This window comes from Vibrio sp. V01_P9A10T6, from assembly GCF_963877065.1.
GTDB classification, from domain to species: Bacteria; Pseudomonadota; Gammaproteobacteria; order Enterobacterales; family Vibrionaceae; genus Vibrio; species Vibrio anguillarum.
The window spans coordinates 20640-44563 of record NZ_CAWNTB010000189.1 but is presented as its reverse complement, the minus strand read 5'-3'; the positions used below and the strand labels follow the sequence as shown (position 1 = coordinate 44563).

The window sequence follows — 23924 nt, the reverse complement described above, 5'->3', positions numbered from 1 at the left end:
TGACATCGTTTGTCAGTTCGGCTCTTTATCAAAGCGGCCAAAACGATAGCGATAGCCTAAACCAAAGGCAATATCGGTGCTGTTGTTGGCATTAAACATATTTTCGACCACAGTAACTTCAATCGCTGAATGGCTCATTTGATAACGATACCCCAAAATAAACTCGGTCGATGGTTTAGAAAAGTCATCCTCCCCCGTTGAAAGGCCTTGATAGAATGAGACCTGCCCAATCAGATAATGGCGTTCTAACCACTGATATCGATAACTGGTACCCATCGACCAAGTACTCGAATGATACTGTGTTTGGCCTGGTACATTGGTCGGGTTGCGAAAGGTGATAGCCAACAGCGTATCAAGTGCATGCTTACCTCTTCGGTAGCCATAATTAAGCTGCACCGCTTGTTCAAACTCGGATAGGTTGAATATTCCATGGTGTGGATCGTTGTAATAGAGTGAAGCTCCCAATGATAAACCGTGATGAGACTTATCCACCAGCTGGTACTGTAAATAACTGGTCAACGCACGGCTCAATGTCTCGCCTCGGAACGCTTCCTGATCAATGCCGTACTCTGGCATTTGAATGATGAAGCGATCGTTATCGACATCCTCACGCCCATTTTGATCAATGCCAAACCAGTCATGAAAAGCAAGTGTTAAGCCATCTAAATGATTATTGGCAGCAAAGTTCCAACGATAATTAAACTCAACCTGCCACTTCGAAGTGAGCTGCCATTTACCGCCCATTGCAAGCTGATTCTGGTAATAATCCAAACTATAGTGGGGAGTGATCGCCCAAATGCTGGCGATAGTCGCGCTGGTGTAGAGCTCCACTTCTTCCTCTTGCATCGAAAAGCCGGAGCGAAGTTGTGCAGAAAGGCTATTGGTATGCAGTGGCGATTGCACATAGCTTTGCGCAGGCCCGTAGTCAATGTCCGCCCACGCCGAGGGGATGGAAAGAGAAAAGAGAATAAACCAACAAATGCACTTACACTCCGTCATGCATACTCTCCGGCCAAAGCAACCTTTTGAATATATTAGACAATCATTAACGCTTAGTGAGTGACCATATCCCTTAATGATGATCTACCGTACACATTAAGTGTATGCGCTAATTCAGAAATATCATGAGATAGTGCTAACTTTTTCCGCAAGCTAGGGCGTTTTCAAATTCGGATTATCAAATTTTTTTTGAAAATGAATTAAGCAAGAGGCGGTTTCTTGTTTGGACTCAGTCCGTTATCTTAGCGCCATCTCGAATGTTATCTTCCCTAGGAGGGAAAAATGAATATTGTTCAAGCATCGCAAGCGCGCTATTCCACCAAAGCGTTTGACACCAACCGTAAACTGACTGAACAGCAAGTCGCTGATATTAAAGAACTGGTACGCATGAGCGCCTCTAGCGTCAATTCGCAGCCTTGGCATTTTATTTTGGCGGCTAGCGAGGAAGGCAAAACGCGTATCGCCAAAGCGGCGCAAGGTCAATTTTCCTTTAACGAACGCAAAATTTTGGATGCGTCTCACGTGATGGTGTTTTGCGCCAAAACCGATATTGATGATCACTACTTATTGACGCTGCTGGAAAACGAAGAGAAAGATGGCCGCTTTGCCAATGAAGAAGCCAAAACAGGCATGCACGGCGGACGCAGCTATTTTGTTAACTTGCATCGAGAAACGCTCAATGACGCCGAACACTGGATGCAAAAACAAGTTTATTTAAATGTTGGAACACTGCTGCTCGGAGCGGCTGCGATGGGCATTGATGCTGTCCCCATTGAAGGGTTTGATACCGAGGTGCTCAACCAAGAGTTTGGCCTGACTGAAAAAGGGTTCACCAGCTTAGTGATTGTACCGCTCGGTTACCACAGCGAAGAAGATTTCAACGCCAAGCTGCCGAAATCTCGCTGGCCAGAGCAAACCGTCTTTACTGAGTTATAAGCCATGATCCACTTATTAGCCGAAATCAAAGCCCTTCCCGACTCAATAGAGCGAGTGCAAGCTATGCTTGAAGCGCTGCTTGAACCGAGCCGCAACGAAACAGGCTGCTGCCAATATGAGCTCTATCGTGATAACTCGATTGACGGGTTATTCTTGATGCAGGAGATTTGGTGCTCAGAGGAGAGCTTGCAACAACACCAGCAGAGTGCGCATTTTCAGCACTTTCAACAACAGCTTAGCGAGCAAGAGGCATTGGAATACCTACAAATCCGCCCGCTAACGTTTGTTGGCTAATGCGGGATTAACTCTCTCGCTGTTTGATGGCTGTCAGTACCGCTTGTCGTTGCTGGCAGCCTTTTCCACGAATAAATTCCTGAAAAGCGCGAATGGTTGGAGTGATCAAACGTCGGTCTGCGCACACGATATAAATTGGCACTGGCCCACTTTCCCATTGCGGTAAAATGCGTACTAAGCGCCCATCAATAATATCCTGACTGATATCCATTAATGACTTATTGGCAATGCCTTTGCCTTTAACAGCCAATCGATGTACCACGTCACCATCGTTGCATGCGGGGTTTCCTTGCACTACCACACTCTGCGTTTCGCCCTCTCGGCTCAAAACCCACTTGTTATGCAGCGTGTCGGCCAGCATATAACAAAGACAATTGTGATGTTGCAGATCGTCAGGATGGAGGATAGGTGGATGCGTTGCCAAATATTCTGGCGAGGCGCACAACACGCGCTCGTTTGATTCACACAGCGGCATCGCAACCAAATTGGAATCAGCAGGATGGCCATAACGAATCGCAATATCCATCGGGTGAGCATACATATCCGCTAAGCGATCGGAGAGATCCAGTTTAACGATGACGTTCGGGTGCAAGACAATAAATTCATCGATCCAATCCAGCAGTAAATTGCGCCCCAAATCCGAAGGGGCACTGAGGTGCAGCTTCCCCGCCAGTTGACCGCGCGCGCATGCTATCTGATCGAGCCCTTCTTGCAACGTGGCAAGGGCTGTCTGAGTTTTGGCGAGGAAAATCTCCCCCTCTTGGGTTAAGCGCATATGACGTGTCGAGCGGACAAAGAGCGGAAACTGCACCTGCTCTTCTAAACGGCGAATGGCGGCACTGACCGCGGCCGTGGTCAGCGATACGCTGTTGGCCGCCTTAGAAAAACTGCTTTGGCGTGCGGTTTCGACAAACAAGTTCAGATCATTGAGTGCTTTCATATTCTCCGCCTATTGGGCTATTTCCATCGCGAAAATTTCCATGACAAGTGATATTAATCGGCTGATAGGCTTGCCAACACTTTTGCGCGCTAACATCGCCGCCTTGCGCTTTACGCTGATAATGCTGTTGCAATTGCGTCAGATAACGCTGGGCAATCATTTTTTGCTCATCATTGGCCACTTGCCAGATCGATTCGCCGGCCAAACTAAGGAGGGGTAATTTTGGTTCTTTGCCTCGTACTGCAGGCGGATTAATCTGCACGTTCAGCAGCTCGTAGATACGCCGATTCTCTTCCACCAGTTGTTCCTGTTGTAATCTCGCGCCCAGTGTCATCAACTGTTCACGTAAGGTGTAGCCGTGATGCACAGGACAAAGCAGAAAATCGAACGAGCGATGCGGATAACGCTCAACCAGCGCGGCAATGAATTCACTCATTAAATCACCGCCAACCCCAGCGATGATCAGTAGATGCGAGCCAGAATGGCTATCAAGCGGCAAATCGCGCACATCCAGGCAATGTGTACGCCAGCGCGGTAACGCCGCCGTTGCAGGGAAATAGCGCGTTAAATCGAGCGTCACCTTTTCAATCAACGCTGGCACAATATCAACAAAATGCACCACACTATTTGGACAGCGCTTCAGTAATGCCGCGCCAAGCAAACCGTGATCGCAGCAGCAATCCCAAATATGATCGTAGTGGCGGTTGATCTGCTGTACTAACTGCGTGAGCCGTTTTCCTAATTTCATCTTTGCCCAACCAAGCCGCATGATACAACACGCCGCCGAATAAAAAGAGTGGCGGCCATTTTACTTGGATTTGAAGAAATGTTGCATAGAAAATAACAAACCCATCAATGAACATTTCTAGTTAACCTGTCAGTGATTTATAGTGAGCAACACTTAATCTATTCTGATAAAAGGAAATGTCATGGCAGCTCTGTTTTTCAAGTGCCTGCTTGGTGCGCTTGCCGTGTTGATCATCGCCCTACTCTCCAAAAGCAAAAGCTTTTTTATTGCTGGTCTTGTACCGCTGTTTCCTACCTTCGCTCTGATTGCGCATTACATTGTCGGCACCGAACGCACGATGGAAGACCTGCGCACCACCGCGTTGTTTGGCCTTTACTCGCTTATCCCGTATGCGGCATATCTATTGGCAGTATACTACTTCAGTTATTGGCTACCTCTCACCAGTACACTGGTATGTGCCACTTTGGTGTGGTTGGCATTCGCTGCATTATTGTTAGTAAGCTGGACACGTTTAAACCCTGCGATGGCCTAAGTCATCATCCCCGACGGTCATATCGATACGGGAGAAAGCCAAACGCAAGCACTGCAACGTGAAGTGCTAGAGGAACGATGGCATTTACGCTGCACAATTTATTAAGGAAAGGCATAATGTTCGAAAGAGCTTCTTTTACTCTGTTTATTCACATTGTGGTGATCGCAGCTGTTGCGGCGAGTGTGGGAAGCCTGCTCGCCATTCCGCTTTCTGAAATGTTTATTGCCGCAGCTTTAGTCATTGTGCTGCATAAAAAACGCCTCTTATCCATTCGCGTTCCGAACGGGTTATTGTTGACGGTGCAAATTGTGCTCGGCATCAGCGTTGGGGCGACCATCAGTTTAAGTCAACTGGGCGAAACCTTAACCCTACCGGTGATTATCGGTTTGGTTTGCTGCTTAAGCTTGCAGATCGCCAGCAGCTTTCTTTGGCTCCGCAAAAGAGAAGGTTGGTCACCGTTTGAATCTCTACTCGGTGCGGTACCGGGCGCGATGGCAGCGATTTTGGTGATCAGCGAATCAAGCCAGACTCCTTCAACCAAAGTGGTTTATTCGCACTCGGTGCGCTTGATGATCCTCACTTTACTGGCCCTTTTTATCTCCAATAGCACGCCCGACGCTGCCCCCGTTGAGAGCAGTTTGACGATTTACGCGTGGTTGATTTTCTTTGCGCTTGCGCTGTTTAGTCTACTGCTGGGCAAAGGCTCGACCTTGCTCGGCATTCCCGCGCCCTATATGTTGGCGGCACTGCTGGTCACGGCCAGTTTCAATAGTTTTTCGACAGGCATTGCGCTACAACTTCCAACATGGATGGTGGTATTCGCCACCGCACTGTTGGGCATTTTGATTGGCGCACGCCTTGCCGATACCACATTGCGCGAAGCCATGGCTTATTCGCGCGCGGGTGTGATGGTTACACTGATTGGTCTGCTGGTCGCCGTCGCCGTGTCTGGCTTGTTTGCGTTACTGCTGGATAAATCTTGGGTGGTATTACTTTTAGCTTGGGTCCCCGGCAGCGTAGAAGCGATGACCGCCGTCGCCCTACTGCTGGGCATGGAACCCGCGTTTGTGATGATCAACCACGCCCTACGGCTACTGCTGCTCTACTCGCTACCCGCCGTGTTGAAAAAGCCGTTAGAGGCGTTGCGAAGCAAGTGAGATGAGAAAAATGAGCGACCGAGGAATATTTTGGATAACCGAATACTCCGTTCACTGCCCTTTTTCATACTCAATCGAGTTAATAAACCACTCTTTGATACCAGTGGGCGTGGGCACTTGCACCTCGTCATCAACCTCTTTTTTCAGCAGAGCACGCGCCATCGGTGAATCGATGGAGATGTAATCTTTCGCGTCACCGTAAATCTCTTCTGGGCCCACAATGCGAAAGCGCTTTACATCACCCGCTTCATTTTCAATTTCCACCCAAGCACCGAAAAACACTTTCCCCTCTTGTTGAGGCGAATAATCAACTATCGTCACTTCCGGTAAAAATTTTCTCAAAAAACGAATTCGGCGATCAATTTGGCGCAGTAAACGCTTATTAAAGGTGTAGTCTGCGTTTTCAGAGCGATCCCCGAGGCCAGCAGCCCAAGTGACTATTTTGGTAATTTCTGGCCGTTTTTCATGCCAAAGATGGTCATGCTCTGCCTTTAATTTATTGTAGCCCTCACGGGTAATCAGTTTGGTCTTCAAGATCTTTTCCCATTACACACTGCCGCACATTCAAGGTAGCCGCGGGTTATACATTCATCACGATGGCTTGCTACTATACTGTCATTTTCGCTCGGCACCAACTGACTGAGCTTATCTTTAGCCACCAAACTCATCTTCGGTTTTAGCGCTGCCAACGCTGAAAAATGACATCAAAATCACACGCGTTACGTGACCTCTTTGGCACAATCGGGTAGAAGGTTATCTCACTAATCTCATAACAGCGCGCCGTTAGACTAGAAATAAGTCTAACGTGCCCCAATAGTTACCCTATTCAAACCACCCTGAGTGGTGGTGCTACTGAACTACAAAAGAGAAACCACGGATGAGCCAAGCTATCTGCAAATTGATCGCACAAGAGCTAAATGTGCGTCTTGAGCAAGTGACAGCGACTGTCACACTTATTGATGACGGAAACACCGTTCCTTTTATCGCCCGTTACCGTAAAGAGGTCACGGGTGGGCTAGACGACACCCAACTGCGTACCTTAGACAGCCGTTTATCCTATCTGCGCGAACTCGATGATCGCCGCCAAACCATTCTGAAATCGATTCAAGAACAAGGCAAGCTCAGCGCTGAGCTAGCACAAGAGATCAACCAAGCAGATAGTAAAACTCGCCTTGAAGATCTCTATTTGCCCTACAAACCTAAGCGTCGTACTAAAGGTCAAATTGCGATTGAAGCAGGGCTTGAGCCCCTGGCAGACAAGCTGTGGAATGAAGCGCAAACCGACCCTGAAACCGAGGCCGCACACTATGTGAACACCGAGAAAGGGATCAGTGATATCAAAGCAGCACTGGACGGTGCACGCGCCATTATCATGGAACGCATTGCTGAAGATGCCAACCTGCTGGACAAAGTGCGCCGCCATTTGACGCGCAGTGCCGAATTAGTCTCTCGCGTGGTCGAAGGCAAAGAGCAAGCCGGGGAGAAATTTAAAGATTACTTCGCGCATAATGAAACGCTCAGTAAAGTGCCTTCACACCGCGCATTGGCCATGCTTCGCGGCCGCAATGAAGGCTTTTTGAGCTTGAGCATGAATGCCGACCCAGAGCAAGAAGAGAGCGTGCGCCAATCGTATTGCGAAACACTGATTGCGCAACACTATGGCATCCACTTAAGCAGCGCCCCTGCCGATGGGTGGCGCAAGCAAGTGATCAGTTGGGCGTGGCGCATTAAAGTGTCAATGCACATGGAAACCGAACTGATGGGCGCAATGAAAGAGCGTGCCGAAATCGAAGCGATTGAAGTGTTTGCCACCAACTTAAAAGATTTGTTGATGGCCGCACCGGCTGGCCCACGCGCCACTCTCGGCTTAGATCCTGGTTTGCGAACGGGTTCGAAAATTGCGGTAGTGGACGCCACGGGTAAAGTACTGGCAACGGAGACGATTTATCCGCATCAACCGCATAACCAACATGACAAATCAGCGAAAATTGTTGAGCAGTTGGTACGCCAATTTAACGTCGATTTGATTGCGATTGGCAACGGTACCGCATCGCGCGAAACCGATACTTTTGTCGCGGATGTCATTAAGCGCGGCAACCTGAAAGTGCAGAAAATCATTGTCAGCGAAGCAGGGGCCTCGGTCTACTCAGCCTCTGAACTGGCGGCCAAAGAGTTCCCCAATATGGATGTGTCGCTACGCGGCGCGGTGTCGATTGCTCGCCGCCTGCAAGACCCACTTGCCGAGCTGGTGAAAATCGATCCAAAATCGATCGGTGTGGGCCAATACCAACACGATGTCAGCCAGTCGATGCTCGCCAAACGCTTAGATGCGATTGTTGAAGACTGCGTCAACGCGGTAGGCGTGGATGTGAATACTGCTTCTGCCGCGCTGTTAACACGCGTGGCTGGCTTGTCTAACGCACTGGCGCAAAACATCGTTGATTATCGTGATGAAAATGGACGCTTCGCCTCACGCGCTACACTGAAAAAAGTCGCGCGCTTAGGGCCAAAAGCATTTGAGCAATGTGCGGGCTTCTTACGCATTATGGATGGAAAAAATCCACTCGATGCCTCTTCGGTTCACCCAGAAGCGTATCCAGTGGTGAAAGCCATCGCCGAAAAAAACAGCAAAGAGATCAAAGCACTGATCGGCAATAGTGAATTTTTGCGCAATTTACACGCCGTCGATTACACCGACGAGCATTTTGGCCTACCGACTGTCACTGACATCATCAAAGAGCTCGATAAACCGGGCCGCGATCCACGCCCTGAGTTTAAGACCGCGACCTTTGCTGATGGCGTGACTGAAATGAAAGATCTGGAAATTGGGATGATTTTGGAAGGCGTGGTATCAAATGTGGCCAACTTTGGTGCTTTTGTTGATATTGGCGTTCACCAAGATGGCTTAGTGCATATCTCTGCGCTGACTGATCGTTTCATTGCCGACCCGCGTGAAGTGGTGAAAGCGGGCGACATCGTCAAAGTCAAAGTGATGGAAGTCGATGTGCAGCGAAAACGCATTGCACTCTCGATGCGCTTAAACGATGAGCCGGGTCAAGATAACCGCAGCCAACGCTCTGGCGCAACAAGTAGCAACACGCGTTCGCATCAAAATAGTGGCCAACCGCAACGCCGTCGTGAAGAGCCACAACAAAACGCGGCAATGGGTGGAGCTTTCGCCGCCGCCTTTGCTAAAGCGAAAAAATAGCGGCGATGCGTAACTTACTGGATAAACGAATCACAGTGAAAAGCACCTAACCGCGTCGCTCATATCAGAGCCGCAAAAAACACAAATCCCCACTGCGGCCAACGCCTAAGTGGGGATTTTATTTATCGCGATAAGTCGCATTCATCGACCTACAACACCGCAATCACTTCAGAAGGCGTATTGGGTGCAACCGCGTGACCATAATAGTACTTAATTACAGTTCGCCGGCGCGCCATTTTGCCTTCGGTTATCGCAGCATCAATAATGTGTTTAGGTAACCTAAACCGCATCGTATAGCTTTTACCTTGATCCTTGCTGTAGGTGGCGAGAGCGAGCAAGTCAAACAGCCTTTCGAGCTCGCTTTTCTGCTCCTCTTGATAAGAAGTCGATGTTTCGTATTCGGTGCCAACCTCATAGCTTGGATGCTCTGAAGGGTCCCATGACGACTGTTTTCGTCTTTTATCATCCGCCTTTACCTTACGCTCAGCGTTGGTTTTAGCCAGTTCGACGGTTGGCATCACAGGGGCGCGGATCCGATTGTCACGCGCGGCCTGTTCCGTTTGCACATTAACCGATGGGGCGATAAGTGGCACACTTACGTTCGTTGGTGACACCATCATAGCCGAAACCTCCTCAGTATCGCCCGCCCCGATAGACCTGCTTTCGCTCAGCACTACTGGGTTAGACTTTATATCGACCAGATTGCTCAAACTTTTAGCAAATTTATTTTTAATTTAACATTTGCACCCAACGGCTTGACGTTTCAGGACGCTACAGATAAAGACAGCAAACGGGCGAATCCCCATGAGAGAGCAACGATGTGATTGAGGTGAGCCAACACAGCTGTAGCTTTAAGTAGAAAGACATTGCATGGGTATCAATGCCTTAACGTGCAAAGGCGATGAGCTGCTGGCAAAAATCGTCCAGTTCAGTGATGAACGGTGCGTGGGAGGAATTGCCAAAAATGTACTGCTCGCTATTGGGCAAGGTTTTTTGCAACTCTTGCGCCACCTTAACCGGCACCAAACCATCAAGCCGACCATATAGACGAAGCATGGGAATCGAGAGTGCTGTCAAAGGCTGGCGCAAATCCACCTCCGCCAACATGACCAAACCCGCTAACAATGATTGAGGGTTCGGCGCGGGCCGTGATAACACCGCTTGTTTTAGGTATTTCACATCTTGCTTTGCCTGAGGGCTGCCCATCGCTTGCAGTGCCATAAAGCGCTCAACAGTAGCCTGAAAATCGTCCATTAACTGTTCAGTAAAGGCACTGAGCACTTGAGGGAGAATGCCACGCCACGGTTTCTGTGCCGCAAATTTGGGAGAACTCGCCACAGTGACCAATTTGCTCACATAACTTGGGTGATGCAGTGCCATATGAGTCGCCACTAACCCACCCAAAGACCAACCGACCCAAATGGCTTGTTTAGGCGCTTGCATGATTAGCGCTTGCGCGATCTCTTCTAGATCAGCGGCGTGGCTAGCAGCGCTGTGCCCATAACCAGGCAAATCAACCACATGTACACGAAAATGTCCTTTAAGCACATCGACCGCCTGCTGCCATACTGCACCATTCATCCCCCAACCGTGCACCAAGACAAGATCATCGCCCTCGCCTGAGGCTTGCCAATATAACGCTGTGGCCATGCTCACAAATTCCCCCACTAAATTCACACTTCTTCGCAGAAAAAATACCGATCATACACTCACTGACTTGAAATCACGGTCAACACAAAGACTGATTCAAGTTGCAAGAGTATAACCATACTTCGTTTCACAGCTTTGGTTGAGTTATGTTATCGCATTGGGTTCAAAAAACCATCACTCGCTTGGTAAGCCGTCAGTGTCTACTGTGTCGTTTACCGATTGAAACTCACCAAACTGGGGCTTGGTGTAAGACCTGCCTAACCTATTTTGCACCGCAACCTCGCTGCCAACAGTGCGGCCTGCCAACGCTTATTACCGTGCCTCAATGTGGGCAATGTTTAGCAAATCCTCCGCCTTGGCAACGCCTATACTGTGTCGGCGACTATATTTTTCCGCTCAGTCACACCATTCATCAACTCAAATATGAAGGTCAATTTTGGCAATCTCGTCATTTGAGTGCCTTACTGACGCCACGTATCGACACTCCCGCCCCGCTCATCACTAGCGTTCCGTTGCACTGGCAACGGCGCTTAAAACGCGGATTCAATCAAAGTGCACTACTTGCCTCTCAATTAAGTCAACAACTGGGGGCTAGCTGCGATAACCAGTTGATCAAACGCAATCGCGCAACGCCCCAGCAGCAAGGGCTTTCTAAATTACAGCGCAAACAAAATCTTAAACATGCATTCACACTACGGCACCTCCCCACGCACAAGCACATTGCACTTGTTGACGATGTAGTGACCACGGGCAGTACCGTGCAGCAAATCTGTCAATTACTGCTTGAAGTCGGTGTCGAAAGGATTGATATTTACTGCATATGCCGTACTCCTGAACCTAAAGATTAACCAACACGGTTTTATTTAGCGCGTAAAAAGGACTGGATCCGCCGTGTTTCAGGAGTAGAATGGCAAATAATAACCTATAAATTTACTCAGGTATTCGTCGTGTCAAATTCTATTATTATTACCGAAACAGCCCAAACCCATTTCGGCAAGTTGCTTGGGCAACAGCCTGATGGTACTAACATCCGAGTTTTTGTAGTCAATCCAGGCACTCAAAATGCAGAGTGTGGCGTCTCTTACTGCCCACCAGAGGCAGTGGAAGCGACTGATACTGAAATTGCCTTTGAAGGTTTTTCTGCGTATGTCGATGAACTGAGCTTGCCGTTTTTAGAAGACGCAGAGATCGATTTCGTCACAGATAAAATGGGTTCACAACTGACACTTAAAGCTCCGAATGCGAAGATGCGTAAAGTGTCTGATGACGCAAGCCTGATTGAACGTGTGGAATATGCGATTCAAACTCAAGTCAACCCGCAGTTAGCTGGCCATGGTGGCCATGTCAGCTTGGTTGAAATCACCGAAGATGGTATTGCGATTGTCGCCTTTGGTGGCGGCTGTAACGGTTGTTCAATGGTCGATGTCACCCTCAAAGAAGGCATTGAAAAAGAACTACTTCAACAATTTGAAGGCGAATTAACCGCGGTGCGCGATGCCACTGAACACGATCGTGGTGAGCACTCTTACTACTAGTGAATCGCTAGATACGTGGATTACAGAAAAACGAAGCCGAGATGAGATTCTCGGCTTTTTTATACTTAAAATCATTTGCCGCGCTCAAGTCCTTTTCAATTAAGGTCATTTTCTCATATAGTTAGAAAAGTCATTTGCCTTACGGGAATTAGTGTATGCCAACCAGAAAACTGCCCGAAATTTTAGCCCAAAGAACGGCAGCCCAATCGACCCTGTTTACCATCGAATCATTAGATTTACGCTTTTCTAACGGCGAACAGCGCACCTATGAACGAATGAAACCGAGCGGCCGGCATGCAGTCATGATGGTGCCAGTAACGGCACAAGGAGATTTACTGCTGGTTCGAGAGTATGCCGCTGGCACTGAACGCTATGAGCTCGGATTCCCTAAGGGTTTGATTGACCAAGGAGAAAGCCCGCAACAAGCAGCAAATCGTGAACTCAAAGAAGAAATTGGTTTTGGCGCAAGCACCTTAACCCCCTTAAAAGAAGTGGTACTTGCCCCCTCTTACTTTTCGAGCAAAATGACACTCTTCTTAGCACAAGATCTATACTCAGAAGTAATGGAAGGCGATGAACCCGAACCTTTAGAGGTCATTCGCTGGCCTCTGGCCCAAGCAGAAGAGCTACTGACTCACCTCGATTTCTGTGAAGCCCGAAGCATTACCGCACTACTGCTTGCTCTGCGCAGCCTAAAATAACAAAGTAGAGCTATAGGATTGATGATGCCAACAGCCAATAATTTATCTTACTTACTGCCTGACGTAATTGAAATCGCTCGCTCTGCCGGGCAATTGATTCTCGATATCTACGAAAAGAAAAACTACGAAGCGTTCACCAAAAGTGACCACACCCCAGTCACCAGTGCCGACCTTGCTGCGCATAAACTGATCTGCGAACGACTGAGTGAACTCACGCCAGATATTCCTGTTTTGTCGGAAGAGGCGGCGGACATTAGCCTAGAAAAACGCAGCCAATGGCAGCGATACTGGTTGGTTGACCCGCTTGATGGTACGCAAGAGTTTATTGCGCGCAGTGGTGACTTTGCCACCATTATCGCACTGATCGAAGAAAACCAACCAGTGATGGGCGTCGTCTATGGGCCCGTTTCTGGCGTGACCTACTACGCCTACGCAGGCAAAGGCGCATGGAAGATCCCCGACATGTCTGAAAGCTTGCGTATTGAAACACACAAGCACGAAACCGTTGGGCAATCCATCGCGATTGCGATCAGTCGCCGCCAAGATATTAACCGTATTACAAGTTGCATGAGCAGCGCATGGAATTATGAGCTAGTGCCGCTGGGCTCGGCAGCGCTGAAAGCGTGTTTAGTCGCGGAAGGTGCTGTCGACTGCTATTTGCGCCTCGGCCCAACCGGTGAATGGGATACCGCCGCCACGCAATGCATCGTAGAAGAGGCGGGCGGACGCATCCTTAACACGCAACTGCAACCGCTGTCCTACAATGAGCGTGAAACGTTAGAAAACCCCAACTTTATTGTATTAGGGGATGCCGATTTGCCTTGGAATACCATTTTACAAGTCAAACCATAACGGCCATTACCAATAAAAATGCTGAGCAATAGACTCAGCATTTTTATTCGGGGTATGAAATGATTACGGTAAAAAACCAATCAAAGCTGGCCTTGATAATTAAACTGATATTTACCTTGGTTGTCCGGCGCTCCAATCCACTGTAATTGCTCCGCCATTTCGGGTGGGAATTGCGCTTCAGGTTTAAACCACGCTTTCGCACTGTAACTCATATCTGGTTGCAGCTGCAGGGCAAATTCACTGCTCATTTGATCACTGTTTTGCTGGCCGTTCAATGTCATCTGATTGCTTTGACATTGCAGATCTGCCACTACCGGACCAAGCGAGAGCTCTCCTAAAGGTGAGTCAACTCTGCCATGAGTCCACGCAAGTGAGCCTTCGGCAGATTCACACCATGGGCTATCATAGCGGTAATGATTCAAGGACAACTCGACTTGCCCCTGAAAAGTCACTGGTACAGGCAGCGGAAACAGCGTCGCTAATTTATTAGCCGCGACAGAAACCACAACCTTGTCCGCATAAGGGCCAGAAAACCCCAGACCAAGATTGCCTTTGCCACGAACTCCCATATCACTACCGCGTCCAAAGCGTACCACCACTTCAAACTTGGCCATCAGCAGTTGCAATACTTGGATGTCCCAGTTGAGATCGCCGACATTTTGCCCTTGCCAAAACAGTTGCTGAGCACTACCAGACCACACCGTACCGTCAACACCAGTGACACGCATAGCTTCGGAAGAGGAGAGTTGATTCATCACCAAGGAGGCCGGAATATGCGCGACCACACTGATGAGAAAAACCATTACAAGGAACCCGCTATAGAGCAATTTCTTTTTCACTCACCACCTCGCTTCAGTTGTAAGCGTTTTACTTCGACAACGCCACTTTGCTGAGCACGGTTGATGTCCATAAACTCGACATCGACACCTTGCTGCTCTTTTAGAAAGGCAAGCCAATCCACCAATTTAGAGAAAGGAAGTGGTTGTATCCAAACCTGCATCATTTCATCACGCGGTTGAATACGAATAAGCTCAATTTGAAAACGCTGCACACTTGATGAGATGACTTGATTGAGCGGTTGCGTCGTTGCCACCCCACCACCTTGTGCGCGCAATTGAGTAATGGCATCGGCCTTATCCGTCACCCAATTAAGCAATTGTCTTTCACTGATAATCCGGGCTTGCGCAAGCTCGGTTTTCTGATTAAGTGGCGCTAAAATGCCCCAATAAATGATCGCAACCACACACAGCGACACACCACCTAACAGTAATTTCTGTTCACGAGGGGAAAAGGCCGCCCATCGTTGTTGAAGTGCACTCAGGCTATTTTTCATGTCACTCACCTCACTGGCTTTTCAGTATGAAGGTACCATTAACTACAGAACCCGAGCGGTTTAACTGCCCTTGCTCAACCACAAACTGCTTTTCCAATTTAAGGCGCGCTTGTTCAAAGCTTTCAAAATCATTACTTTGAACTTCAAGGCGAATTTCACCCCGATTGCCATCATATTTAACACTTTGCAACTGCATGTTCGGTACGCTGCCGATACTGCTGGGCAACTTCGACAACCACTCCAACATCGAACCATTGGCCCCACCGCCAGAGAGTCGAGCCGCTTCATCATTCATCAGTCTTTTCAGGTAACTGATAGTGGGTATTTTCTGTTTATCAGGGAAAACCGCGCGAAAAACACGTTCACTCTCCGCTCGATAAGCATCGGCTTGCGCTTGGTAGTGCCCTGCTTGCAAAAGATGGTGGCTGGTTGAAATTACAATCAACACCGCGGCCGCTAATGCGCATTTTTGCCATACTTGCCAATGCTTCAAAAACGAGGACTTGGTTTTAAAACTTCCCGTCAGTAAAGTCACTTTGCTCGCTATTGCTTGCTGAGTCAGCAACGCCATGACTAAATGAGGCTCGGCCTGTTGCCAATGTTGCCCTTCAGCCAATGTCAGCTCAGGGAGCGGGGTATACGCCTCTAGCGGTAAATAGTGCCCCTCTTGCTTGACCCATTCTGAAGCACTAAACAGCGTTAACCACTGCGGTTCAATGCTCACCCCTAAATACTCACCTTTACGGATTAACCATTCTTGGCCGATCTGCAGTGCCGACAATCCCTCTGATGCAGGGATAGCCAACACATCCGGTAATACCTTTTTCACGTCAAAACCCGCGGCTTTGAGCTCATCTAAGCGGGTACGCAACCAAGCACGATCCACCCCGACAACGTAAGCAGTGGAAGCGGTTTTATGCAAAATTGAAAAATGCAGCTCATCCACATCTTGTGCGATCTCATCTTCGATTAGATAAGGCAACATTGACTCTAAGCGACGAGCCGCCCCTGATGGAATCGCGACCTCAGTCAGAACTAAATCACTGGCAGCGAGCAGCACAATCGTGGCGCGTTCAGCCGCATAGCTAGAGAGCTGAGATAGCTGCTCCCATCCGGATATTTCACCGCTGGCAATCACTTCTTGCTGCTGTGTTGACCACACCAGCCAAGGTATTTCAGCGTCTTGTTGACTACTCAGCCGAACGGTCAGAAACTCGCTCACTGATCCCTCCAAAGCGACGGCGTATGACCGTTGCGGTTTCTCTATTATCACTAAACAATAAACTGCGAATACGAACTCGCGAGTCATCAACCAAGATTTGAGCATCCAGTTCAAAATAAGCACTATCGACAGCTAGGTACTGTTTCGCTTCTTCTTTCACTTTGCTCTCCACAGCAGCCAATGCGGCCTCTGCGAGAAAATTGTCTACCGAAGCCCAGCCATCAAATGGTCGGCTCTCGAGTAAGTTTTTTGCATCCCCTTCACTTAAGTGCGGGCTGAACATCGCCACCAATAACTTGGCATGATCGGGTTCCAAGGTATTGATATTCAAACGCCAATCATCAGTGGGGAGAGTGCAGATATAAGGCGCTATTTTATTCATTACATCACCGCTCACCTGCTGAACCGCGCGCAACTCACTGCTATCCGCAAGTAAACTATTCGCCGCCAGATAAGCAGGAGACATTGATTCATACTGGCTGTCTTCTACGCCATAAGAGGACTGCACATCTGAATCGCCATCAATATACTCCCAAGCCGAATCGGCAATCACTTCGGCTTGATAGCTGTCGACCTCAAGCTCTTGCAATAACCGTTGCAACACTTGCACTAAATAGGGTTTTTCGACACTCCCTGCCGCAGGTCTAGCTCTCGAGAGTACATTCAGGTTAAAACAAGCCTGTTTATCAAGGATGCGCCCTTTCAGAGTGCCGTAATCCAATGGATACGTTTGCTCTTTCATCGCCCAAGGTTGACTTAAGTTAATCGTTTCGTTGTCTTTGTAGCTCTGCTCGATAGCGACTTTGGCTAAAGCTTCACTACCCACACTATACCAATAGGCTTGCTGGTAACTAATTTGATTATTCGCTCTTTGAAACTGTGTGAATAAACGTTCGGACATGGTTGCGGCAATCGACACCATAATCGCCAACAATAGCAAGATAACGATTAACGCCACACCGCGTTGGGATCGATTAGGGTGCGCCATTATTATCAGCCTCTTTATTGGTCGAATTGATGCCACCACCAGCAGTAAGGTAGATACGCTCAATCTCGCCATAATCTTTCAGCGCCAATTTCACGGCCACCGCCTGTGGGATTTTCAAGGCATCACTCCACTCTTCACTCCATTTATCTTGGTTATAAAAGCGCAGCGATAGTGACTCAACATCATGTAACAATGGCGTGATGATCCCTTCTTGCCCTGCAGGAGTATCAGGATAACGCCACCATATACGCTCTAACACGCCCTCTTTAATTCGGTAGCCGACCTTAGTGACTTCCCCGCGTGGAAATTGCTGCTGTGGGTTATGCCAACCTAATCGTGCAAACAGCACTCCTTTTTGATCGGAGTCGAGCAAGTACTCTTTCCAAATCAGCATCTGTTGACTTGGCTCTTCACCATTGGTGCGAAATTGACGCGTTGCCATCTGCCGAAAATCGCCATCCATTAACACCATGGCGCGCTGCAATTCGTTCAAACGCTGGCTACGTTGGGCTGAAATCTCATTACTGCGCTGGACTTGGTTCAATACTTGGTAAGCACCAACGCTCAAACTAGCGAAAATCGCAATCGCCACCAGCACTTCAATCAGGGTAAAGCCTTTGTTTTGTTTATTTGGCGACATAACTTCTCACTGTCACCAAAGGTGATCCTTCTTTTTCACTAGCCACGCTGACATCAAAAGCTTTCAATAAATTATCCGCAGTGGGTACTAAAGTGACTTTCCAATACCAGGTTCGACCCGCCAATACTTCACTGCCATTTTTCGCTTGTACGTTTTGAGGAGTAAGCATCACTTGCGCCATCTGGTTATCGACCACCATGGCGGCAAACGCTTTTTCTTCCAAATAACTCACGGTATTGATGTGTTGGCTGACCGAACGGATCACACTGATGGAAGCGGTGGCAAAAATAGCCAGCGCCACCAAGACTTCTAACAGCGTCATCGCTTTTTGTTTACCCATCGATCGCATCTCCCGGAGCGAACAGCGTGATTTCCCCGTTTTCTTTCACTACCACTCGCCAGCCTTGCTCTGCATCTTGCTGATTAAGATGGATGCTCAGGACAAAAGGGGTCAGCTCACCACTCGATAAAATAAACACTTGTGGTGGCAGCTGCTTTTTCTGTTCGTTTTCATCAGCAAACTTATCATCATCAAACAGACTGCCCGGTTTGAAGAGTCGATCATCGTTTTTCCATGTGTTTCCTCCCAGCTCAAACTGGAGAGATAATCCCTCAGGCAGTTGGAGCTGTGAAGCCATTTTCTTGCTCTCTAGCGGCTGCCATCCCTTGTCCTCCATCGATAGGAAAACCAGATGCGATTTTTTTTCATCGACCCGCAAACCAAAATCTTTGCCACTGAGAATGGCTTCTTCATTGCTCAGTTGTAGACGCTGATAAAGGCTCATCGCGTACTGTTTCGCATCATCGTTGTTCGTGCTAGGTAGCGTCGATATAACGGCCACAGCACTGAGCGAGAGCAGCACGAGCACCAGCAGTATTTCGAGTAGGGTAAAACCGCGTTGAGATAGCATCAGATAAATGAGGCGGCTAAGGCCGCCCTCTCTCTTATTGGAAATCTTGCATGTTCCAGTTGCCTATGTCGGCACTGGCGCCTTCGCCGCCTTCTTGACCATCAGCACCCAGCGTGAAGATATCAATCGTACCGTTATCACCAGGGCTTAAGTATTGATAAGGGTTGCCCCAAGGGTCATTTGGCAAACGGCGAATATAACCGTTATCGCGGTAGTTGCGTGGCTCAGGATTCGACGGCTTGGTCACTAGCGCTTCTAAGCCTTGATCTGTCGTTGGGTACACGCTGTTGTCTAATTTATACATATCCAACGCATTTTCGAGTGCGACAATATCGGTAATCGCTTTTTGTTGGTCAGCTTTTTCTTTATTACCGAGCAAATTAGGCACCACAAAACTCGCCAAAATACCCAAAATAACCACAACCACCATCACTTCAAGCAAAGTAAAGCCCGACTGTTTATTTGTTTTTGTTCTCATTCCAATCTCCAACATAGTTTGGTCGTTATCATTGCAGAATTCAGTCATGATCAACGACTCATTAAATTATTCATTTCTAAAATCGGCATCAAGGTCGCCATCACGATAAACAGTACCAACCCAGCCATCAATGCAATCAGTGCCGGGGTAAAAATACCTAATGCGATGTTGACCGTCGATTCAAAACTCGCGTCTTGGTTATCGGCCGAGCGCGTCAGCATACTTTCGAGCTCACCACTTTGTTCACCACTGGCGATCATATGCAGCATCATCGGTGGAAATAACTTGGTTTGCTCAAGCGCTTTACGCAAGCTCGACCCTTCGCGAACATTGTCAGCCGCCAACAATACTTGTTGCTTGACGTATTTATTGGACATCACATCCACCGCCACACGCATCCCATCCAAAATAGGAATCGCACTGGAGGTACAAATCGACAAAGTTCGCGCAAAACGCGCAGTATTGAGACCGCGAGTGATTTTGCCAATCAACGGCATGCCGATGATTTTTTTATCCCACTTCAACCGCAAATTCGGCTTGCTTAGCAACCATCGGACGAGATAAATCAAGATCACCAATAGCACCAGCAATTGGACACCCCAATGCTGGATAAAATCACTTGAGGAGAGTAAAAATTGAGTCGACTTCGGTAATTCTTGCCCCATTTGGACAAATTGTCCGACGATTTTAGGCACCACAGCCGCCAGCAAAAAAGCCACAATACACACCGCGAACACTACCAACACCACTGGATAAATCATCGCTTGTTGTAACTTGGAACGCATTTTTTGGCGATTTTCAGCATAGTCTGCTAAACGCTCAAGCACCGAATCCAAATGGCCTGATTTTTCGCCTGCTTCAACCATCGAACGAAACAGGTCATCAAAGATGTGTGGATAATCACCTAAGCTGTCTGACAAGGTATAACCCTCGGTCACTTTCGAACGAACAGCGGCCAACATGGTGCGAATACGCGGCTTTTCCGATTGTTCAGATACCGCTTTCAAACACTCTTCCAATGGCATGCCTGACTGCACTAAAGTGGATAACTGGCGAGTAATGAGCGCTAAATCTGGTGTACTGATACCGCGCTTAAAACTCAAAGGCGATTGCTCACGCTGAGCCGCTTTCGCTTGCGTCTCAATGAGTTCAATCGGTATAAGCCCTTGCTCTTTTAAGCGCTGGCGAACCTGCCGAGCATGGTCCCCCTCAATAACACCCTTTTTTTGTTTGCCTTTGGCGTCGAGCGCTTTATATTCAAATGCCGCCATTATGCTTCCTTCGTCACTCGCATCACTTCTTCAAGTGAGGTAATGCCTTTCAGCACTTTATCAAGCCCGTCATCACGAATGCTCGGTGTTTTCGCCCGCACCGCTTTTTCAATCGCTTGCTCTCCGGCTTCGCTATGAATTAAGGCTTGTACCTCATCATCAATCAGCAACAATTCATGTATACCCGTTCGGCCTCGATACCCTTTGTGATTGCATTTGTCACAGCCCTTCGGACGATACAGTGTCAGCGACTCTTTTTTCTTACAATTGAACAGTTTTTTCTGCTCATTATCAGCTTGGTAGGCCTCTTTGCAATCTGGACATAAGGTGCGCACTAAACGTTGTGCCAATACGCCAAGCAGCGATGATGAGATCAAAAAGGGTTCAATTCCCATATCGCGCAAACGTGTTATCGCACCGATGGCGGTATTGGTGTGCAAAGTCGACATCACCAAGTGTCCGGTTAAAGACGCTTGTACCGCAATCTGCGCGGTTTCTAAATCACGAATTTCCCCAACCATGACCACATCCGGGTCTTGACGCAAAATAGCACGTAATCCTCGTGCAAAAGTCATGTCCACTTTAGGATTGACTTGAGTTTGGCCGATACCATCAATATCGAACTCAATCGGGTCTTCAACGGTTAAAATATTACGCTCGTTGCTGTTGAGTTCTTGCAGGCCAGCGTACAAGGTGGTGGATTTTCCTGAACCGGTTGGGCCCGTCACCAAAATAATGCCGTGCGGTCGTTTGATTAATTGACGGAAGCTTTCGTGGTTGGCTGCCGTCATTCCTAGACTGTGCAGATCTAAGCGCGTGGCGTTTTTATCTAGCAAACGCATCACCACACGCTCACCGTGAGACGAAGGCATGGTTGACACGCGAACATCGACCGCTCGGCCGCCAATGCGTAATGAAATGCGTCCATCTTGTGGTACACGTTTTTCAGCGATATCAAGCTTAGCCATTACTTTGACGCGTGAAACCAGCAACGGCGCTAATTTACGACTCGGCGCTAACACTTCACGCAGTACCCCATCGACACGAAAACGAATCGACAAGATTTTCTCAAAGGTTTCAATGTGAATATCCGACGCGCCCTCTTTGATCGCTTCGCCAAGCATGGCGTTGATCAATTTGATGATGGGCGCATCGTTTTCTGACTCTAACAAATCTTCATTTTGTGGCAGCTCTTCGGCTAATGAGAAGAAATCATCACTGTCAGCACCAATATCTTCCATTAATTGTCGCGCTTCTGACGAGTCTCGTTGGTAAGCTTGGGTCAGCTTACTTTCAAATTCGGCCAGTGAAATTTCAACCAAGTTGAGCGGCTGTTTCACGACTCGTTTCACTTCGACTAATGATTCGATAGCCAGCGGAGCGACATAAAATAACGTCGGCAGCTCGTTGTCTTCTACCAGCTCTAATACCAATTTAAAACGATTGGCAAAGCTAAACGGTAAACGACGGTAGTGAGGTTGCGACAAAACTTCGGTCATTGCTGTTTTTCCATTTGTTCGATAAAGGCTTGTACTTCCGCAGAATGAGTACGGTCATCACCAAACTTAGGCAGCACAGGAATATTGTCGTTCGCCATCAACTTCAAACCGCGATCAGCGCTATAAAGCTGCTCTGCACGAATGTAGTTGTACTTACGCTGAGTGATGCCATCGGCCGTCATGCCATCACGAATGATGGTCGGCTTAATAAAGACCATCAGGTTTTTCTTCTCAACTTGGGTACTGGTCGATTTGAACAAATAGCCTAAAACCGGTATATCGCCTAATAGTGGGACTTTGGATTCACTTTCGACCGCGCGCTCATCAATCAACCCCCCCAGAACTAACATTTGCCCGTCTTGAATGATGACCGATGTGTTTAATTGACGCTTTGCAAAACGGACATCGACGGCACCATTCGCTCCTAATACGTTGGATACCTCCTGCTCAATTTTCAATTGAACTGAGTCGCCTTCGTTGATTTGTGGTACCACTTTCAGCTTGATACCGACCTCTTTGCGTTCTACGGTTTGGAAAGGATTATCGTTATTTGCGCCCGCGCTCGAACCTGTCAAAACAGGTACCTCTTCGCCCACGATGAAGGAGGCTTCTTCATTATCCATCACCGTAATACTCGGTGATGACAAGATGTTCGAGTTGGAGTCACTCGACACAGCGCTGATAAGGGCCGTCCAGTCGCCCATCACTAAGCTCATGGCTGCACCATTGACCGCACCGAGCGCTGACGCCAAAGTAGAGTAATCCCCTTTGGTAGTGGTGTTTTCATTGCGCAAGAAATTACCATCAGAATCATAAACGGCTTTAGTGGTGGTGGTATCTTTGGCTTCTTCTAAACCAATCATTACCTTACCGATTGGCGCGCCCGCGTTGCCATACTGAATCACTGAGCCGTTATCGAGTGAGCCCCATTGCACGCCTAAGTTGATGCCATCCCCTTCGGCCATTTCAACAATCAGCGCTTCAATCAATACCTGAGCGCGACGAATATCCAACTGCGCAACCACATCTTCTAGCTCTTTCATAATGTCTTGCGGAGCGGTAACAATTAAGGAATTGGTCGGCGCATGTGCTGAAATCATCACTTCAGTGCGTTGTGAACTTTGCCCCGTTTTTTGCCCAGACTGTTTTTCGGCCTGCAAGTTGTCAGACACTCCTTTCAGCACATCAACCAAATCTTCCGCTTTCGCATTCTTTAGATAAATGACGCGGTTATTGCCTCTTGTTGCCATCTCAACATCAAGCTGAGTGATCAATCGCTTTAGACGTTCACGGACTTTAGGATCACCTGAGATCAAAATCGAATTGGTACGATCATCGGCCACCAGCTTAGGCTGCAAAAACTCTGGGGTATTTTTAGCATCCGTAGTTTTGTTTAATGCCTCCACAATACGCACCATTTCAGCGGCAGATGCATTACTTAGTTCCACCACTTCGATGTCTTTGTCACCGGCTTGGTCAACTCGTTTGATGATATCGGCTAAACGGTTGACGACCGCAGCACGACCTGTAATCAAAATAATGTTCGCCGGATCATAATGCACTACGTTGCCCGCTCCTGCGTTATCGATCAACTGGCGCAGCAAAGGTGAAAGCTCTCGTACCGAAACATTCCGCACCGCAACAACGCGCGTGATCACGCTATCACCGTTCTCTTTTCCTTCATCGCCAACGACAGGAATCGCAGACGTTTTGGCATCTTTCGACTTGATCACTTTGAGCACGCCGTTGTCCATTTCCACTACGGCAAAACCATACACTTCCAATACATTCAAAAAGAAGCTGTAGTATTGCTCTTCATTAAGCGTGTCATAGCTGCGGACATCGACTTTCCCTCGAACTGAAGGATCAACAATGATTGTTTTTTCAAGATTACGGCCCACGATATTGATGAATTCTTGAATATCGGTGCCTTTAAAGCTGGCACTAAAATCGTTTGCCATGACTAACGGCGATGACAACAAGCCACCCATCAATAACCACGTCGTTTTGTTTAACCAATGCTTCACGTC

Annotated in this window: 27 protein-coding genes; 10 read left to right on the top strand and 17 right to left on the bottom strand. The window is 48.1% G+C overall.

Annotated elements, in window-relative coordinates; all coding sequences use genetic code 11:
• Window positions 1-12: 12 nt before the first annotated feature.
• Window positions 13-999 carry a DUF3187 family protein gene (locus tag AACQ21_RS14540; protein ID WP_105976367.1) on the bottom strand — a complete coding sequence of 329 codons (987 nt, stop codon included), beginning with the start codon at window positions 997-999 and terminating at the stop codon, window positions 13-15.
• Between the two features lie 282 nt (window positions 1000-1281).
• Between AACQ21_RS14540 and nfsB the strand changes: the two genes are divergently transcribed.
• A complete protein-coding gene (gene nfsB / locus AACQ21_RS14535) occupies window positions 1282-1935 on the top strand; it encodes an oxygen-insensitive NAD(P)H nitroreductase (RefSeq protein ID WP_105976366.1) in 654 nt (217 codons plus the stop codon).
• Between the two features lie 3 nt (window positions 1936-1938).
• Window positions 1939-2229 carry a putative quinol monooxygenase gene (locus AACQ21_RS14530; protein ID WP_013855414.1) on the top strand — a complete coding sequence of 97 codons (291 nt, stop codon included), beginning with the start codon at window positions 1939-1941 and terminating at the stop codon, window positions 2227-2229.
• 7 nt (window positions 2230-2236) lie between these two features.
• Here the strand turns inward: AACQ21_RS14530 and AACQ21_RS14525 are convergent, their stop codons facing one another.
• Window positions 2237-3169 carry a LysR family transcriptional regulator gene (locus AACQ21_RS14525; protein WP_105976365.1) on the bottom strand — a complete coding sequence of 311 codons (933 nt, stop codon included), beginning with the start codon at window positions 3167-3169 and terminating at the stop codon, window positions 2237-2239.
• Window positions 3153-3917: a tRNA (adenine(22)-N(1))-methyltransferase gene (locus AACQ21_RS14520; protein WP_249339222.1), complete on the bottom strand. Its 765-nt coding sequence runs from the start codon at window positions 3915-3917 to the stop codon at window positions 3153-3155. The genes AACQ21_RS14525 and AACQ21_RS14520 overlap by 17 nt, the downstream gene beginning before the upstream one ends.
• 181 nt (window positions 3918-4098) lie before the next feature.
• On the opposite strand from AACQ21_RS14520, the gene AACQ21_RS14515 reads away from it, so the two are divergent.
• Genes AACQ21_RS14515 through AACQ21_RS14510 form a run of 3 tightly spaced genes read left to right on the top strand, consistent with a single transcriptional unit; the run spans window position 4099 to window position 5606 of the window.
• Window positions 4099-4449, top strand: a complete 351-nt coding sequence (locus AACQ21_RS14515) for a GlpM family protein (RefSeq protein WP_017048724.1) — start codon at window positions 4099-4101, stop codon at window positions 4447-4449.
• 3 nt (window positions 4450-4452) lie between these two features.
• Window positions 4453-4554 carry an NUDIX domain-containing protein gene (locus AACQ21_RS17425; protein WP_158006725.1) on the top strand — a complete coding sequence of 34 codons (102 nt, stop codon included), beginning with the start codon at window positions 4453-4455 and terminating at the stop codon, window positions 4552-4554.
• 11 nt (window positions 4555-4565) lie between these two features.
• Window positions 4566-5606, top strand: coding sequence for an AbrB family transcriptional regulator (locus AACQ21_RS14510; protein ID WP_105976363.1), 1041 nt, complete (start codon window positions 4566-4568; stop codon window positions 5604-5606).
• A gap of 51 nt (window positions 5607-5657) precedes the next feature.
• Here AACQ21_RS14510 and greB read toward each other — a convergent pair whose 3' ends face one another.
• Entirely contained in the window at window positions 5658-6140 is a 483-nt protein-coding gene (gene greB / locus AACQ21_RS14505) for a transcription elongation factor GreB (protein WP_010319306.1), read from the bottom strand.
• Between the two features lie 343 nt (window positions 6141-6483).
• On the opposite strand from greB, the gene AACQ21_RS14500 reads away from it, so the two are divergent.
• The gene (locus AACQ21_RS14500) at window positions 6484-8814 is read left to right on the top strand and encodes a Tex family protein (protein ID WP_105976362.1); all 2331 of its coding nucleotides are present in this window, start codon (window positions 6484-6486) and stop codon (window positions 8812-8814) included.
• Between the two features lie 149 nt (window positions 8815-8963).
• Here the strand turns inward: AACQ21_RS14500 and AACQ21_RS14495 are convergent, their stop codons facing one another.
• Together AACQ21_RS14495 and bioH are read right to left on the bottom strand one after the other, a co-directional pair.
• Window positions 8964-9434: a hypothetical protein gene (locus AACQ21_RS14495; RefSeq protein ID WP_026027513.1), complete on the bottom strand. Its 471-nt coding sequence runs from the start codon at window positions 9432-9434 to the stop codon at window positions 8964-8966.
• Between the two features lie 265 nt (window positions 9435-9699).
• A complete protein-coding gene (gene bioH / locus AACQ21_RS14490; protein ID WP_038148688.1) occupies window positions 9700-10464 on the bottom strand; it encodes a pimeloyl-ACP methyl ester esterase BioH in 765 nt (254 codons plus the stop codon).
• A 146-nt stretch (window positions 10465-10610) separates the two neighbouring features.
• Here bioH and AACQ21_RS14485 point away from each other — a divergent pair, with 146 nt between their 5' ends.
• The 4 genes from AACQ21_RS14485 to cysQ all read left to right on the top strand — a co-directional run bounded on the left by AACQ21_RS14485 (window position 10611) and on the right by cysQ (window position 13552).
• On the top strand, window positions 10611-11312 hold the full coding sequence (locus AACQ21_RS14485) for an amidophosphoribosyltransferase (protein ID WP_019282843.1): 702 nt from the start codon (window positions 10611-10613) through the stop codon (window positions 11310-11312).
• A gap of 99 nt (window positions 11313-11411) precedes the next feature.
• Entirely contained in the window at window positions 11412-11999 is a 588-nt protein-coding gene (nfuA, locus tag AACQ21_RS14480) for a Fe-S biogenesis protein NfuA (protein ID WP_013855425.1), read from the top strand.
• A gap of 155 nt (window positions 12000-12154) precedes the next feature.
• Window positions 12155-12700: an ADP compounds hydrolase NudE gene (nudE, locus tag AACQ21_RS14475; protein WP_013855426.1), complete on the top strand. Its 546-nt coding sequence runs from the start codon at window positions 12155-12157 to the stop codon at window positions 12698-12700.
• A 24-nt stretch (window positions 12701-12724) separates the two neighbouring features.
• Window positions 12725-13552, top strand: a complete 828-nt coding sequence (gene cysQ / locus AACQ21_RS14470) for a 3'(2'),5'-bisphosphate nucleotidase CysQ (protein WP_010319313.1) — start codon at window positions 12725-12727, stop codon at window positions 13550-13552.
• Between the two features lie 80 nt (window positions 13553-13632).
• Here cysQ and AACQ21_RS14465 read toward each other — a convergent pair whose 3' ends face one another.
• From AACQ21_RS14465 to gspD, 11 genes are read right to left on the bottom strand one after another with little or no spacing between them, the layout of a single operon-like run.
• Window positions 13633-14391 (bottom strand): type II secretion system protein N, encoded by a 759-nt coding sequence (locus AACQ21_RS14465; protein ID WP_105976361.1) that lies wholly within the window; start codon window positions 14389-14391, stop codon window positions 13633-13635.
• On the bottom strand, window positions 14388-14885 hold the full coding sequence (locus AACQ21_RS14460) for a type II secretion system protein M (RefSeq protein ID WP_013855429.1): 498 nt from the start codon (window positions 14883-14885) through the stop codon (window positions 14388-14390). Before AACQ21_RS14460 ends, AACQ21_RS14465 begins: the two co-directional genes overlap by 4 nt.
• Window positions 14886-14895: 10 nt before the next feature.
• Window positions 14896-16107 carry a type II secretion system protein GspL gene (gspL, locus tag AACQ21_RS14455; RefSeq protein WP_105976360.1) on the bottom strand — a complete coding sequence of 404 codons (1212 nt, stop codon included), beginning with the start codon at window positions 16105-16107 and terminating at the stop codon, window positions 14896-14898.
• Window positions 16076-17095, bottom strand: a complete 1020-nt coding sequence (gspK, locus tag AACQ21_RS14450; RefSeq protein WP_105976359.1) for a type II secretion system minor pseudopilin GspK — start codon at window positions 17093-17095, stop codon at window positions 16076-16078. The genes gspL and gspK overlap by 32 nt, the downstream gene beginning before the upstream one ends.
• Window positions 17082-17735, bottom strand: coding sequence for a type II secretion system minor pseudopilin GspJ (gspJ, locus tag AACQ21_RS14445; protein ID WP_017048717.1), 654 nt, complete (start codon window positions 17733-17735; stop codon window positions 17082-17084). The genes gspK and gspJ overlap by 14 nt, the downstream gene beginning before the upstream one ends.
• Window positions 17722-18084: a type II secretion system minor pseudopilin GspI gene (gspI, locus tag AACQ21_RS14440; protein ID WP_017045697.1), complete on the bottom strand. Its 363-nt coding sequence runs from the start codon at window positions 18082-18084 to the stop codon at window positions 17722-17724. Before gspI ends, gspJ begins: the two co-directional genes overlap by 14 nt.
• Window positions 18068-18646, bottom strand: a complete 579-nt coding sequence (gene gspH, locus AACQ21_RS14435) for a type II secretion system minor pseudopilin GspH (protein WP_105976358.1) — start codon at window positions 18644-18646, stop codon at window positions 18068-18070. Before gspH ends, gspI begins: the two co-directional genes overlap by 17 nt.
• 34 nt (window positions 18647-18680) lie before the next feature.
• A complete protein-coding gene (gene gspG, locus AACQ21_RS14430; RefSeq protein WP_010319321.1) occupies window positions 18681-19124 on the bottom strand; it encodes a type II secretion system major pseudopilin GspG in 444 nt (147 codons plus the stop codon).
• Window positions 19125-19174: 50 nt separating this feature from the next.
• The gene (gene gspF, locus AACQ21_RS14425) at window positions 19175-20395 is read right to left on the bottom strand and encodes a type II secretion system inner membrane protein GspF (protein WP_017045694.1); all 1221 of its coding nucleotides are present in this window, start codon (window positions 20393-20395) and stop codon (window positions 19175-19177) included.
• Entirely contained in the window at window positions 20395-21894 is a 1500-nt protein-coding gene (gene gspE / locus AACQ21_RS14420) for a type II secretion system ATPase GspE (protein ID WP_019282846.1), read from the bottom strand. Before gspE ends, gspF begins: the two co-directional genes overlap by 1 nt.
• Complete coding sequence (gspD, locus tag AACQ21_RS14415) at window positions 21891-23921, bottom strand: type II secretion system secretin GspD (RefSeq protein ID WP_105976357.1); 2031 nt, start codon at window positions 23919-23921, stop codon at window positions 21891-21893. The genes gspE and gspD overlap by 4 nt, the downstream gene beginning before the upstream one ends.
• Window positions 23922-23924 lie beyond the last annotated feature (3 nt).